The sequence below is a fragment of the Pseudomonas sp. DF11 genome (assembly GCF_058148565.1).
In genome coordinates this window covers 51,343-65,481 of sequence record NZ_JBYVYN010000002.1, presented here as the reverse complement: position 1 = coordinate 65,481, position 14,139 = coordinate 51,343, and the positions used below count along the sequence as shown (strand labels likewise).

At 60.3% G+C, this 14,139-nt stretch carries 12 protein-coding genes and 1 pseudogene; 4 read left to right on the top strand and 9 right to left on the bottom strand.

The window, feature by feature from the left end; genetic code table 11:
* Nucleotides 1-261: 261 nt before the first annotated feature.
* Nucleotides 262-1,362 (bottom strand): polyamine ABC transporter substrate-binding protein, encoded by a 1,101-nt coding sequence (locus tag AC30D9_RS06990; protein ID WP_307573147.1) that lies wholly within the window; start codon nucleotides 1,360-1,362, stop codon nucleotides 262-264.
* Between the two features lie 12 nt (nucleotides 1,363-1,374).
* Entirely contained in the window at nucleotides 1,375-2,406 is a 1,032-nt protein-coding gene (locus AC30D9_RS06985; protein WP_490143762.1) for a histone deacetylase family protein, read from the bottom strand.
* Nucleotides 2,407-2,778: 372 nt separating this feature from the next.
* Here AC30D9_RS06985 and AC30D9_RS06980 point away from each other — a divergent pair, with 372 nt between their 5' ends.
* Nucleotides 2,779-3,291: an RICIN domain-containing protein gene (locus AC30D9_RS06980; protein WP_490143761.1), complete on the top strand. Its 513-nt coding sequence runs from the start codon at nucleotides 2,779-2,781 to the stop codon at nucleotides 3,289-3,291.
* Nucleotides 3,292-3,520: 229 nt separating this feature from the next.
* Here AC30D9_RS06980 and AC30D9_RS06975 read toward each other — a convergent pair.
* From AC30D9_RS06975 to AC30D9_RS06960, 4 genes and pseudogenes are all read right to left on the bottom strand, one after another.
* Nucleotides 3,521-3,592 (bottom strand): annotated as a pseudogene (locus tag AC30D9_RS06975) (DUF6124 family protein); the annotation flags it as partial.
* A gap of 102 nt (nucleotides 3,593-3,694) precedes the next feature.
* The gene (locus tag AC30D9_RS06970; RefSeq protein ID WP_307573152.1) at nucleotides 3,695-5,224 is read right to left on the bottom strand and encodes a SulP family inorganic anion transporter; all 1,530 of its coding nucleotides are present in this window, start codon (nucleotides 5,222-5,224) and stop codon (nucleotides 3,695-3,697) included.
* Between the two features lie 92 nt (nucleotides 5,225-5,316).
* Nucleotides 5,317-6,048 (bottom strand): carbonic anhydrase, encoded by a 732-nt coding sequence (locus AC30D9_RS06965; protein WP_109752939.1) that lies wholly within the window; start codon nucleotides 6,046-6,048, stop codon nucleotides 5,317-5,319.
* Between the two features lie 206 nt (nucleotides 6,049-6,254).
* The gene (locus tag AC30D9_RS06960; RefSeq protein WP_490143760.1) at nucleotides 6,255-7,313 is read right to left on the bottom strand and encodes a PA0069 family radical SAM protein; all 1,059 of its coding nucleotides are present in this window, start codon (nucleotides 7,311-7,313) and stop codon (nucleotides 6,255-6,257) included.
* Between the two features lie 194 nt (nucleotides 7,314-7,507).
* On the opposite strand from AC30D9_RS06960, the gene AC30D9_RS06955 reads away from it, so the two are divergent.
* Nucleotides 7,508-8,188: a phosphatase domain-containing protein gene (locus tag AC30D9_RS06955; RefSeq protein WP_490143759.1), complete on the top strand. Its 681-nt coding sequence runs from the start codon at nucleotides 7,508-7,510 to the stop codon at nucleotides 8,186-8,188.
* Here the strand turns inward: AC30D9_RS06955 and AC30D9_RS06950 are convergent.
* The 3 genes from AC30D9_RS06950 to prlC form a co-directional block, all read right to left on the bottom strand.
* A complete protein-coding gene (locus AC30D9_RS06950) occupies nucleotides 8,130-10,181 on the bottom strand; it encodes a M3 family metallopeptidase (RefSeq protein WP_490143758.1) in 2,052 nt (683 codons plus the stop codon). The two genes, AC30D9_RS06955 and AC30D9_RS06950, sit on opposite strands and share 59 nt — an antisense overlap.
* Nucleotides 10,182-10,296: 115 nt before the next feature.
* Nucleotides 10,297-10,575: a YheV family putative zinc ribbon protein gene (locus tag AC30D9_RS06945; protein WP_047230061.1), complete on the bottom strand. Its 279-nt coding sequence runs from the start codon at nucleotides 10,573-10,575 to the stop codon at nucleotides 10,297-10,299.
* Nucleotides 10,572-12,650: an oligopeptidase A gene (gene prlC / locus AC30D9_RS06940; RefSeq protein WP_167659290.1), complete on the bottom strand. Its 2,079-nt coding sequence runs from the start codon at nucleotides 12,648-12,650 to the stop codon at nucleotides 10,572-10,574. The genes AC30D9_RS06945 and prlC overlap by 4 nt, the downstream gene beginning before the upstream one ends.
* A 72-nt stretch (nucleotides 12,651-12,722) precedes the next feature.
* On the opposite strand from prlC, the gene AC30D9_RS06935 reads away from it, so the two are divergent.
* Nucleotides 12,723-13,268 carry a gamma carbonic anhydrase family protein gene (locus AC30D9_RS06935; protein ID WP_490143757.1) on the top strand — a complete coding sequence of 182 codons (546 nt, stop codon included), beginning with the start codon at nucleotides 12,723-12,725 and terminating at the stop codon, nucleotides 13,266-13,268.
* 212 nt (nucleotides 13,269-13,480) lie between these two features.
* Nucleotides 13,481-14,131 (top strand): HAD family hydrolase, encoded by a 651-nt coding sequence (locus AC30D9_RS06930; protein ID WP_134922277.1) that lies wholly within the window; start codon nucleotides 13,481-13,483, stop codon nucleotides 14,129-14,131.
* Nucleotides 14,132-14,139 lie beyond the last annotated feature (8 nt).

Here is a 14,139-nt window from a genome sequence, read left to right as displayed (position 1 = left end):
CAGCATTCTTGAGGCTGGCTTCGGGTGTGGTGTTCGTGGTTGTAGAGGTTCTTGTCATCTGACGCTCCCTGTCTTGCGAAAGGTGGAATCCCCGCCGCTGAATGCGTTGGGGATTCCATGCTAGGGAGGGACAAGACAGGGAAGGTGGTAACTATGTATATGCCAGGCAAACCTTGTGGCGGGGGGATTTAGCGAAACGTCGCACCGCCCCGCCAGGGCTGCGAAGCAGCCCTGATAACGCTCTCCTTGTCACCGGTGTATCTACTGGCCGGATTTGATCCGGGTCCAGGCCCGTGTCCGTGCCCGTTCGGCGTCCCGGGGCAACGGTTGCAAGGTGTAGAGCGTGGCCATCGCCGTCTCGGTCGGGTACAGGTTGGGGTTGCCGCGGATCGCCGGGTCGACCATGTCCGTGGCGTCCTTGTTCGGGTTCGGATAACCGACGAAATCGCTGACCGGCGCGATCACCTTCGGCTGCAACAGGTAATTGATGAAGGTGTAGGCGTCGTCCGGGTTGGCGGCTCCTTTGGGGATGGCGAGCATGTCGAACCAGATCGGCGCGCCTTCCTTGGGCAGGCGCATGTCCACTGTCACGCCGTTCTTGGCTTCCTTGGCGCGGTTGGCCGCCTGGGAGAAGCTGCCGGAGTAACCGACGGCCACGCAGATGTCGCCGTTGGCGATGTCGGCCATGTACTTGGACGAATGGAAATAAGTGATGTACGGACGGATCTTCATCAACAACGCTTCGGCCTTGGCGTAGTCCGCCGGCTTCTTGCTGTTGGGGTCCAGGCCCAAGTGCTGCAGGGCCAGGGGCAGGATCTCCGACGGTGAATCGAGTAATGCCACGCCGCACTGCTTGAGCTTGCTGATGTTCTCTTCCTTGAAGATCAGGTCCCAGCTGTCCACCGGTGCGTTGTCGCCCAGGGCGGCCTTGATTTTGTCCGGGTTGAAGCCAATCAGGATGGTGCCGTACATGTAGGGCACGGCGAACTTGTTGCCCGGGTCGTTGGCTTCGATCAGCTTCATCAGCTTGGGATCGAGGTGGTTCCAGTTCGGCAGCTTGCTGCGGTCCAGGGGCTGGAACACCCCGGCTTCGATCTGCTTGGCCAGGAACACGTTGGACGGCACCACCACGTCATAGCCGGAGTTACCCGTCAGCAGCTTGGCCTCCAGGGCCTCGTTGGTGTCGAAGATGTCATAGACCAGTTTGACCTGGCTGTTCTGCGCCTTGAAATCGTCCAAGGCCTTGGGCGTGATGTAGTCGAACCAGTTGTAGACACGCAGGGTGCGCTCCTGGGCCTGGACCGCGCCGCAAAGCAGCGCGGCGCACAGGGCTGGAGCCATTAAACGCTTGAGTCTGTTCATGCTGTTATTTCCTCATTGGGCGTTTTGGAAACCTTCAAGGACGTTCACGGCATTGATGCCGATTTCTGCCACCGCGTAGCCGCCTTCCATCACGAACAGCGTCGGCTTGCCTAGCGCCGCGATGCGCTTGCCCATCGCCAGGTAGTCCGGGCTGTCGAGCTTGAATTGCGAGATCGGGTCGTCCTTGAAAGTGTCCACGCCCAGGGACACGACGATGACATCGGCGTCGTAGCCCTGGATTTGCCCGCAAGCCTGCTCCAGTGCCGCGCTCCAGGTGTCCCAGCCTGAGCCGGCCGGCAAAGGGTAGTTGAAGTTGAAGCCCTCGCCTTGGCCCTCGCCGAGCTCGTCGGCATAACCCAGGAAGAACGGAAACTCGGCTTCCGGATGGCCGTGGATCGACGCGAACAACACGTCGCTGCGTTCGTAGAAAATCGACTGGGTGCCGTTACCGTGGTGGTAATCCACGTCGAGGATCGCGACCTTCTTATGGCCCTGGTCGAGAAAGGCCTGGGCGGCGATGGCGGCGTTGTTCAGGTAGCAATAACCGCCCATCAAATCGCCAGCGGCGTGGTGCCCTGGCGGACGGCACAACGCAAAGGCACTGCGCGCACCGCGCTGGATATCCGCCTGGGCGGTGAGGGCCACTTGCGCGGCGCTGTAGGCGGCCTGCCACGTGCCGGCGGTAATCGGCGCACCGCCGTCGAAGCTGTAATAGCCGAGCTGGCCATGCAGGCTTGTCGGGATGACCGTGCGCAGGGTCCGTGCCGGCCAAGTGAAAGGCAGCAAATCGCCGTCGCGCTCGAACTCAGCCCAGCGATCCCACGCACCTTTGAAAAATTCCAGGTAAGCCGGGCTGTGGATACGCTGGATCGGCCCCAGGCCAAAATCCTGCGGCGCCTCCACCGGCCCCAGCGCCTGCGCCTTGACCCGTTCCAGTACATGGTCGGCCCGGGACGGCATTTCGAAACAGGGCATCAATTGCCCGTCCATCAATTCGCAGCGCCCGTGGTGCAGGTGGTGATCGTCCGAGTAAATCGTCAGCATTTTTTGTTCTCCGCAAGGCTGATCCGTTTGAACACAGTCTTGCGGCGCGCGACGTTTCAGAGAACGGCAGGAGAGGCCAAAAGGGGATCGAAATGGCCAAAAGATTTGACCGTAAATCGCCCCTTGTTGGCGCGGGTGTGCGCGGGCGTGGGGCATGGAGGTTTTTGTGGGTTTGGAGGAACTTCGAATGAAGTGCAGCGATAATCTAGCAATATCCAGCATTGATAGACTAATTAAAAGCACGCTTTATATTTTAAGGCATTAGTTATTATTCGAAAATCGTATGTAAAACTGTAATTTCTGACAGTGCTCAAGTTTAAGGATTTTATCTAGCATCTCTGGCAAAGGTCATCAGATAACATGAGTGGAACCATGAAGAGTAAAAGCATACCAAATGCTAAAACACCTGAGCAGACAAAAGGAGCCCCCGGGTCTTCCCTGATCATTCCACCAGGAATCTATAGAATATATTCATTTTTAAGCAACTACAAAATAGTTGATATGGCCCTAAGCGAAGATAGTAGAGGCAGACACAATGTTAAATTGTATGACGACAGTGATGCGCCGGAATCCACATGGCACATTAAGTATTCTGGCAACGGAGATCATACGATTTCCAATGGACTATACCAAGCAAGGTTAGTCCAGCCCTACGATGGAAATGTAGTTGCCGCCCCCTCGGGAGGCATGGGCCAGGAAGTTTATTGGATATTCAAGGATGCGGGATCCGGAGGTTTTTTCTATATCCAAAACAAACGCTACGGCACAGTAATGGATGTAAAGGGGGGGCAAACAGGGAATAATACCAATATTATCGACTACGCTTATGGTGGAACAGAAAATCAAAGATTTAGATTGTGGAGAATAGGGGATAATCCTGGCTGAAACCATACACCTGAAGCAGGTATGTAGATCTGCTAGGCACTGTACGAAAACCTTCGGAACCCATTCCAACTGTGTGAATGCCAGGATCCAGTAAAGTTCGCGACCCATCAAAGGGAGGAGTTTCCGATGGCAAAACGATACAAACTCTCTGATGAGTCCCGTTGGTGGAAAAAAATTGGAATAGAAAAAGGCATATCGAATTGATAGGCCTTTTTCGTTGCTCTGGTTGCTAGCGCGGGTCGACGTTATCCAGCACTCGGTTCGCCAGCATTGAACTCAGTTCGATCAGTTGCTGATCACCTGTGGGAGCGAGCCTGCTCGCGATTGCATTGCATCGGCAACATCGCAGTTGACTGATACACCGATATCGCGAGCAGGCTCTCTCCCATCTGGACTCAAGGTGTCAGGCAGAGGCTGCGCCAACCCCCACGGTGGTCCGCAACCGCCCTTCCAAGCGGCGTTTGAGCCCGCGGGATTCGATCAGCAGTTTCGAGCCCTTGCTGGCGTTCGCCCGGCCCCATTCTTCCAGCAGTTCCAGGCACGAGTGGTCGATGTAGCTCAGGTTATTGAGCGGCACATGCACGGTGGCGCCTGTCGGTATGGTGCCCAGCACTTGGGTCAGCGCCGGCACCTTGAGGAAGGTTGCCGCCCCGACCAAGCGAAGCTCCATCTCGCCTTCCCGGGGCAGGTCGATCAGGCTGATTTTCAGGCGCGAGGCTTTCCAGGCAAGCTTCGCCAGGGTCAGGCCGAAACCGATCAGCACACCGGTCAGCAGGTCGGTGAAGATGATCGCCAGCGCCGTGGCGGCGTAGGTGAACATCGGCATCCGGCCATAACGACCCAGGCTGCGAAACGCCTTGAGGTCCACCAGTTTGAAACCGGTGTAGACCAGCACACCCGCCAGGCTCGCCACCGGAATGCTTTGCAGAACGCTGGACAGCAACAGCACGAAGAGCAACAACCACAGGCCGTGGAAAATCGTCGACATCCGCGTGGTGGCCCCGGCCTGGACGTTGGCCGAGCTGCGCACGATCACGCCGGTCATCGGCAAGGCGCCGAGCAGGCCGCAGAGCATGTTGCCGACGCCTTGCGCCGACAGTTCCCGGTCGAAGTCCGCACGTTCACCGCTGTGCATGCGATCCACGGCGGCTGCTGACAGCAGGGTTTCGGCGCTAGCGATGAAGGCCACGGCGAATGCGGCGATCAGCAGCGTGGGGTCGGCCAGGTTCAGCAGATCCGCCGGGCGCAGCCAATCAATGGCTTCGGCAAGGTTCTCGGGGACCTCCACACGTTTGACTTGCAAGGCCAGCAGCAAGCTGGCGACAGTCGCCAGGCCTACGCCCAGCAAGGCGCCAGGAATGAAGCGCAAGCTATGGGGACGGAATTTTTCCCACAGCCACATCACCGCGATCGTCGACAACCCGAGCAGGCCGGCCTGCCAGCCAAAGGATGGCAAGGCCTGGGCCACCGCTGCCGGGAACGCCGCCAGGTTATCCAGCCCTGATGGCTTGGGCGCGGCGTCGAGCATCACGTGGACTTGGGACAACACGATCAGCACGCCGATACCGGCGAGCATCCCGTATACCACCGCAGGTGCGGTGACCCGGAACCAGCAGCCGAGGCGAAAGCGCCCGGCCAACAATTGCAGCAGACCGGCCAGCAGCAGGATCGGCCCGAGCATTGCCACGCCATGCTGGCGCACCAGTTCGAAGACCAATACCGCCAAGCCAGCGGCCGGGCCACTGACTTGCAGTTTGGAGCCGGCCAGAAAACCCACCACCAGGCCACCGACGATGCCGGTGATCAAGCCCTTGGCGGGCGGTAGGCCGGACGCGATGGCAATGCCCATGCACAAGGGCAGCGCCACCAGGAACACAACCACCGAAGCCAACAGCTCCCGTGGCAGAACAGCTTTTAATTGAGCAGCACGCATGGCGACTCTCCCGCAGTTTTCTTCAGGCATGGCGAGGCCCTACCGCGCAAACAGCGGTAAGGCTTGAACCACACGAGGATGTTTAGGAGTGGTTAGAAGCGCGCTTTGGGCGTCGCCACCGGTATCGGATGGCTGCCATCGAGCGGCAGGAAACGTCCCTGGTCCGCGTCGTAGGCTTTGATCTCGCTGGTCTCGATGTTGTACACCCAACCGTGGATGAACAACTGACCGCTGGCCATGCGCGAGGCAACCGAGGGATGCGTTCGCAAATGCTGCAACTGCGCGATCACGTTCTCTTCGGTGAGGATGGGCATGGTTTGTTTTTCGTCACCACACGGGCAGTTGTCGTGGACCATGGTCTTGGCCACTTCGGCGTGGCGCAGCCAGGCTTTTACCGTGGGCATTTTTTCCAGGGTGTCGGGGTTGAGTACCGCACGCATGGCGCCGCAATCGGAATGGCCGCAGACAATGATGTGCTGCACGCCGAGGGCCAGCACGGCGTATTCGATGGCGGTGGAGACGCCGCCGTTCATTTGTCCGTAAGGCGGAACGACGTTGCCGACGTTGCGGGTCACGAACAGGTCGCCGGGGGAGCTATGGGTGATCAACTCGGGCACGATGCGCGAATCGGCGCAGGTGATGAACATCGCCCGGGGTTTCTGGGCGGTGGCGAGTTTCTTGAAGAGCTCTTCCTGCTGCGGAAAGATCTCGTGATGGAAATGCAAAAAGCCGTCAACAATATGCTGCAGCGCTGCATCGGCGGTTTCCGCCTCGGGTTGGGCTGAAGCCGACGCAGCCAACGGCTGTTTATCCTTGTCACTCATGATTCATCCTCTTTTTGACGGTCTGACGCCAGTGGCTGGTTAAAAAACATCCAGGTCGAGATGTTCGACCCGTCAGTCACTCGCTGAACAAGGTAGCGGCCGAAACTTAACTCAAACTGAAATCGAAGGCTCTAGGACAACGATTCCAGGGGTGGCGAAACACTGGCGCAGTTCATGTCCAGTGGCCTTTCCAAGGTCAACTTTAATCAAATCAAAGACATCTGTCGGCCCGGCGGACAGAAGGCATCGCAATCAAGAGTGTACCCGTCGCGGCGCTCAAGCCCCAATCGCTTGAGTGCCTTGGCGAAACGCTGGGCCAGCAGGTCGGCGAACGGACCCTCGCCGCGCATCCGCGCACCGAAGCGGCTGTCATACAGCTCGCCGCCACGACTCTGGCGAACCAGGCTCAGCACGTGGGCGGCGCGTTGCGGGTAGTGCGCCTGCAACCACTCCTCGAACAGTGGCGCGACTTCCAGCGGCAGGCGCAGCATGACATAGGCGGCATTCTGCGCGCCGGCGGCGTGGGCTTCGGTCAGCAGGCTCTCGATCTCGCTGTCGTTGATCATCGGGATCATCGGTGCACACAGCACCCCCACGGCAATACCCGCCTCGTGCATGACCTTGATCGCCCGCAACCGCGCCTTGGGCGCCGCCGCGCGGGGTTCGAGAATGCGCTTGAGTTCATCGTCCAGGGTGGTGAGGCTGATCATCACGTGCACCAGGCGTTGTTGTGCCAGCTCGGTCAGCAGGTCCAGGTCGCGCAGGATCAGCGACCCCTTGGTGACGATGGTCACCGGATGCCGATAACGCAGCAGCACTTCGAGAATCCGCCGGGTTATCCGTTGTTCGCGCTCGATAGGCTGATAGGGATCGGTGTTGGACCCCAGTGCGATCGGCGCGCATTGATAGCCGCGCCGGGACAATTGTTCTTCCAGCACATCGGCGGCATTGGTCTTGGCGATCAGCTTGGTTTCGAAATCCAGCCCCGGCGACATGTCCCAATAGGCGTGGCTGGGCCGCGCATAGCAGTAGATGCAGCCGTGTTCGCAGCCTCGGTACGGGTTGATCGAGCGGTCGAAGGGGATATCGGACGAGGTGTTGCGGGTAATGATGGTCTTCGCCATTTCGATGCGCACTTCGGTGCCCTGGGTCGGCGGGACTTCCTGGTACCAACCGTCATCTTCGGCCACCGAGCGACTCGGGGCGAAGCGGTTGTGCGGGTTGGCGGCGGTGCCGCGACCGCGCGGCGGAAGGGGGGCAGACATGGGGATACTCCGAAGGCTGTATGCGCATACAGTATTCGCTGTTTTCCATATAGACCAGTGCCGTTCAGCAGCCAAGAACACTGGCGTCATTGCACAGCACAGTTCACAAGGCTTTGACGTCCTTCTTACGGGTTTTTAACCGGAGCGAGCCGAAACTGGTCACCTCGCACTCTTTCGGTCCCGGTCGCCCCCGCATGCTCAAGTTATGTTCGCGTTCACTGTTTTGCCTGGCCTTGCTCATCGGGCTGACCCAATCCCCGGCCCAGGCGGCCGATGCCGCTGAGACGCGGCCGGCTGAATGGGCCCAGCCAGTGGAAAAGGACTACAACCTGTACCAGATGTCCCCCACGCTCTACCGCAGCTCCTTGCCGGACGGCGGGGCCTTGCCCTTGCTGAGCAAACTGCGGATCGGCACGGTCATTACCTTCCTGCCGGAATCGGATGCGCACTGGCTGTCCACGCCCGGCATCGAACGGGTGCAATTGCCCTATCGCACCAACCATGTCGACGACAGTGACATCCTCCGGGCACTGCGTGCGGTCCAGGCCGGCGAAGCCAAGGGGCCGGTGTTGATGCATTGCAAGCACGGTTCGGACCGCACCGGATTGGTGGCCGCCATGTACCGGGTGGTGGTTCAGGGCTGGAGCAAGGAAGACGCGTTGAACGAAATGACCGAAGGCGGCTTTGGCGACAGCCATCACTTCAAGGATGGCGTTCGCTACATGATGCAGGCCGATGTCGAAAAACTCCGTACCGCGTTGGCCAACGGCGATTGCAGCACCAGCGTCTTCGCCCTTTGCTCCCTGGAAAGCTGGGTCAATTCAACGACGCCGGCACAACACCTCGACCCTCAGGTTTCGCTGCCGCAACGCTGATCGGCGGCGTGCCGGTAAAGGCGGCGATGGATTCGACCAGCGGCCGCGAATCACCCGGACCAAACAGGGTTTCACGCAGCGCCCGGCCTGTCGCCGGGTTGAACAGCCCGTCGCGCTTGAACCGCTCGAACACGCTGAGCGCCAACTCCTTCGACCAGGCATAGGCGTAAATCTTCGCTGCATAGCCAGTCACCATGTAGTCCAGGCCATTGGGCCAGCGTTCGTTCGTAGCCACAGGCAAATGCCCGAACTGCGCGTTGATCTGGTCGAACACCTGCTGGACGGTGCGCCCATCGCCATGGCTCTGGTGCAGTTCCATATCGAACAGTGCGTTGCGCAACAGCAGGGCGGTTTCCCAGCTGGCCTGAGTGTTGGCGAAGGTCAACAATTGATCAGCGACCTGGTCAGGCATCGCCGCACCCGTCTGGTAGTGCTTCGACACGCGGACCAGGCATTGCCTGGAGAAACACCATTGTTCGAACAGCATGCCGGCAAACTCGGACGTGTCGCGGGACAGATCGGTGATGCCGGAAATGTCGCGGTACTCTGCCCGGGTCAGCAAATGATGTAGGCAATGGCCGAACTCATGGAACAGGATGCGCAACTGCAGGTGATCGAGCACGGCCGGCTGGGCGCCTGAGCCGCGTGGCAGCCAGCCATGCAGGATGGCGATAGGGTATCGGGGGCGCCCCTCGGCGGTGACGTAGCGGTTTCGCAGGGTGGTGGTATTGGGATAACCGCTGCGGTTCGCATCGTCGAACGGATCGAAATACAGGTAACCAATGACCTGCCCCCACTCGCGGACTTCGAAAAGACGCACCTCGGGATGCCAGGTTGCAACGTCCTGACGCTCGATGAAATCCACCCCGAACAGCTCCTTGGCGATCAGCAACAGTTGGGCAAACGTCGACTCCAGGGGAAACCAGGCACTGAGGGCGTGCCGGGAGGTTCCCGCCACCTGCTGGCGAAGCTTTTCCGTCAGGTACGGATAATCCCAGGGCTGGAGTTCACTGAAACCCTGCTGGCGGGCAAATGCCTTGAGCTGTTCTGCGTCGTTGGCAAAAGCACTTTGGTGCAGGGCCAGTTGCCCATGCAGGAATGCCGTGACCTGTTCGGCCGACTCGGCTTGCTCTGGTTCGACGGCCATCTGAGCGAAATTCCCGTAGCCGAGTGACGTCGCGTAGCGATGACGGTCCTCCAGCAATTGCTTGAGCACCTTGCCGTTGTCGAACTGGCCCGCCTGCGGCCCCTGGTCCGATGCGCGGGTGCTGTAGGCCACGTGCAGCTCTTGGCGTAAAAGGCGATTGTCGGCATAGCCGGTGACGATGCCAAATGACTCGTCGTTGAGTGTCAGCAGCCATCCCGTGCGTCCGGCTTCACGCGCCTGGCGGGCCATTTTCTGCGTGAAAGCGCTGGGCAGGCCACTCAATTGGGCCTCATCGTCGAAGGTTTTACTCCAGGCGTTATTGGCTTTGTGCAGGTTTTCCAGAAACAGCTGCTGAGCCCCTTGGATACGGCGCTTCAAGGCGACCAGGCCGGCCTGCGAGGTGGGGGGCAGAACGTGCTGGCGAAACTGTCGCAGGATTTTTTCCAGGACGCGTTTACGTGCGGGTTCGAAATGCTGGGCGATCTGGCTGTCTGCCAGGCGCTGATAAAGCTGGAACAGTTGCGGATGCTGTCTCAGCCAGCGCTGGAAATCATGCAGTCGCTCCGTGCAGTCGAGTGAAGCCTGTGCCCATTCGTCTCCCGGCCTGGTCGAGGCCAGAAGATCCAGCAGCGAGTCGAAACCTTCCAGCCGCGTGTGGATTTCATCCATGGCCAGCACCAAATCGTCCCAAGTGGGAAACGGTGCCTGGGTCTTGATGATATGGGCTACCTGAGCGCGGCTTTCGGCAAGGATCCGGTCGAGGGCCGGTGAGAAATGCCAGGCTTGGATCCGGGCGAAGGGGGGCAGGTCATAGGCCTGCAACAGCGGGTTGTCGGCGTGGGGCATGGAAGTCTTCCTGTCAGTGGACTTGATGGACAAGTCTGGGCAGGAAGGCTGCAAGCCCGGCGGTATATATGTATCGCTTCCGGGCCGTGCGGCCCGGAAGGTGATGCGGAAGATTTCAGTCGGTTTTTTTCTTCAACTTGGGGTTGGGGAAAAACTGCACCGCCTGGACCTTGGCGTCCGGCACCTTGAGCGCCGAGGTATTGACCCGGGTGCCCAGTTCCTTGGGCACCGACAGGCCTTGCTCGTTGAGCGTGTCGGAGTAACCGCAGGCCACACATTCACGGTGCGGTACGCCGTCTTCGTTCCACATCATCAGCTTGTCCGGCTCGCTGCAGGCCGGGCAGACCGCCCCGGCGATAAAGCGTCTCTTGGTAATCACAGGCCCCTCGCTCATGCTGCCGCGTCCTCGGTCAGGCCGCTATGGCGCAAGAGTGCGTCAATCGACGGCTCACGGCCACGGAAGTCGACGAACAGCACCATCGGTTCCTGGGAGCCGCCACGGGCCAGGATGGCTTCGCGGAAGGCACGACCGGTATCGGCGTTGAGCACGCCGTCCTCTTCGAACTTGGAGAACGCATCGGCCGACAACACTTCCGCCCATTTGTAGCTGTAGTAACCCGCCGCGTACCCGCCGGCGAAAATGTGCGCAAAGCTGTTGGGGAAGCGGTTATAGGCCGGCGGGCGCATGACCGACACCTCGTCGCGCACGCCTTCGAGCACCTGCGCTACGCTGCGACCGTCGCCGTGGGTGGCGTGCAGCTCGAAGTCGAACAGCGAGAATTCCAACTGGCGGACCATCATCAGGCCGGACTGGAAGTTTTTCGCCGCGAGCATTTTTTCCAGCAGATCCTGGGGCAGCGGTTCGCCGGTTTCGTAGTGGCCGGAAATCAGCGCCAGGCCTTCAGGCTCCCAGCACCAGTTTTCCATGAACTGGCTTGGCAGTTCCACGGCATCCCAGGCCACGCCGTTGATGCCGGACACGCCAGCGTGTTCGACGCGGGTCAACAGGTGGTGCAGGCCATGGCCGAACTCGTGGAACAGGGTGGTGACTTCGTCGTGGGTCAGCAGCGCCGGCTTGCCGCTGTCGGCCGGAGTGAAGTTGCACACCAGGTTCGCCACAGGGCTTTGCAGTACGCCATCGATGGTACGGCGGCGGTCGCGGGCGCCGTCCATCCAGGCGCCGCCACGCTTGTTGGCGCGGGCATAGAGGTCGAAGAAGAAGCGGCCGACGTGCTGGCCGTTCTCCTTGATCTCGAACAGGCGCACGTCCGGGTGCCAAGTGTCGAAACCTTTCAGTTCGGCGATCTCGATGCCGTACAGGCGTTGCACGATGGCGAACAGGCCGCTCAGCACTTTGTCGATCGGGAAGTACGCGCGCAGGGCTTCCTGGGCCACGCTGTAACGCTGCTGGCGCAGCTTTTCACCGTAGAAACCGCTGTCCCAGCTTTGCAGGTCGGGGCAGCCCTGTTCGGCGGCGAAGGCTTTGAGCTGTTCCAGGTCGAGGGCGGCGAACGGCTTGCTGCGCTTGGCCAGGTCCCGCAGGAAACTGAGGACCTGGTCGCTGGATTCGGCCATCTTGGTTGCCAGGCTCAACTCGGCGAAGTTGGCGAAACCGAGCAGTTGGGCCAGTTCCTGACGCAGGTCGAGGATCTGTTCCATCACCGGGCCGTTGTCGTTCTGACCGGCATTCGGGCCCTGATCCGACGCGCGGGTGCAGTAGGCGGCGTAGACTTCTTCACGCAAGGCGCGGTCTTCGGCGTAGGTCATCACTGCGTAATAGCTGGGGAATTCCAGGTTGATCAGCCAGCCGTCCAGCTCCTTGGCCTGGGCAGCGGCGGCCATTTGCGCCTTGGCCGAGTCGGTCAGGCCGGCGAGGGCGGCTTCATCGGTGATGTGCTTGGTCCAGGCCTGGGTTGCATCCAGCAGTTGATTGGAGAAGCGGCTGCCCAGCTCGGAGAGTTTGCTTTGCACTTCGGCGTAACGCTTCTGCTGCTCGGGCGGCAGGTCGATGCCCGACAGACGGAAGTCGCGCAGAGAGTGTTCCAGGATGGTTTTCTGCGCCACGTCGAAACCAGCGGCTTCGGGGCTGTTGGCCAAGGCTTCGAAAGCCTGGAACAGTTCGCGGTTCTGGCCCAGCTCCGTGGAGTAGGCACTCAGCGCCGGCAGGCAGGCCTCGTAGGCCTCGCGCAGTTCGGGGCTGTTGCGCACGGCGTTCAAATGACTGACCGGGCTCCAGGCGGCGCCCAGGCGATCATTGAGCTCGTCCATCGCCAGCACCAGGCCGGCCCAGGTAGGCTGGCTGCCTTGAGTCTTGAGGATTTGCGCAATGGCGGCACGGTTGTCAGCCAGGATCTGCTCGATGGCCGGTTGCACGTGCTCGGCACGGATCGCCGAGAATGGCGGCAGGTCATAGGGCTGCAAAAGAGGGTTGTTCACGCTCACGGTCGACACCTTGGCTGGAAGAAACATGGGCCCATCTTAATTACAATCGACGTTCACCGCAGCTAGCAGCGCCTATCACTGAATAAGAGAGAGCCTATCGTGACCCTTCGTACGTACCAGAACCACAGCCCGCGGCTAGCCCGTGGCGCTTTTGTCGACAGCACCGCGGTGGTGATCGGCGACGTCGACATCGGCGAAGACAGCTCCGTCTGGCCGCTGACGGTCATTCGCGGCGACATGCACCGCATCCGTATCGGTGCGCGTACCAGTGTCCAGGATGGTTGCGTATTGCACATCACCCACGCCGGCCCCTTCAATCCCGAGGGTTTCCCGCTGTTGATCGGCGATGACGTGACCATCGCCCACAAAGTCATGCTCCATGGCTGCACCGTGGGCAGCCGGATTCTGATCGGCATGGGCAGCATCGTCATGGACGGAGCGGTGGTCGAAGATGATGTGATCATCGGTGCCGGCAGCCTCGTACCGCCGGGCAAGCGCCTGGAAAGTGGCTTTCTGTACGTGGGCAGCCCGGTGAAACAGGCCCGGCCACTGACGGACAAGGAGCGCGCTTTTTTCACTTACAGCGCGGCGAACTACGTGAAGCTCAAGGATCTGCACTTGGCCGAAGGCTACGACCAGGTCTGAATCGCCCACCTAAGATGTCGAATGAACCATGGTGGCGAGGGGATTTATCCCCGCTGGGCTGCGCAGCAGCCCCAAACCCTGCCACCGCAGTGTGCCAAGTTTGTTACATTCAGTTTTTTGGGGGCTGCTGCGCAGCCCAGCGGGGATAAATCCCCTCGCCACAGTTTCATTCAAGCCTGTTGAGTGAACTTCATGATCACCCAGGAACAGCCATGCACTACCAGACCGTACTCTTCGACCTCGACGGCACCCTCACCGACCCTCGCGAGGGCATCACCCGTTCGATCCAGTTCGCCTTGAGCAAGCTGGGCATCGACGAACCCGACCTGACCCGCCTCGAGCACTTCATCGGCCCGCCGCTGTTGCAGGCCTTCATGCAGTTCTATGACTTCGACGAAGCGAAAGCCTGGGAGGCGGTGAATTTCTATCGCGAACGGTTCAAGGTGACCGGGTTGTACGAAAACCGCGTCTTCGACGGCGTGATGCCCCTGCTGGAAACCCTGGGCGGCCAGGGTCGGCAACTGTACATCGCCACTTCCAAGCCCTGGGTCTTCGCCCGGGAAATCGCCCGTCATTTCGACTTCGCCCGGCACTTCAAGGTGATCTACGGCAGCGAGCTGGACGGCACTCGCACCAATAAAGTCGAGCTGATCGCCCATCTGCTGGCCGAAGAAGGCCTCGACCCGGCCAGTACGCTGATGATCGGCGACCGCAAGCACGACCTGATCGGCGCCCACAGCAATGGGCTGGATGCGGCAGCGGTCGGGTATGGGTTTGGCAGCCACGAAGAGCTTAGCGCCGAGCGCCCGGCGTATCACTTCCAGACGTTGGATGCGTTGCACCAGGCGTTTTTGCGGGGTTAGTCATATTG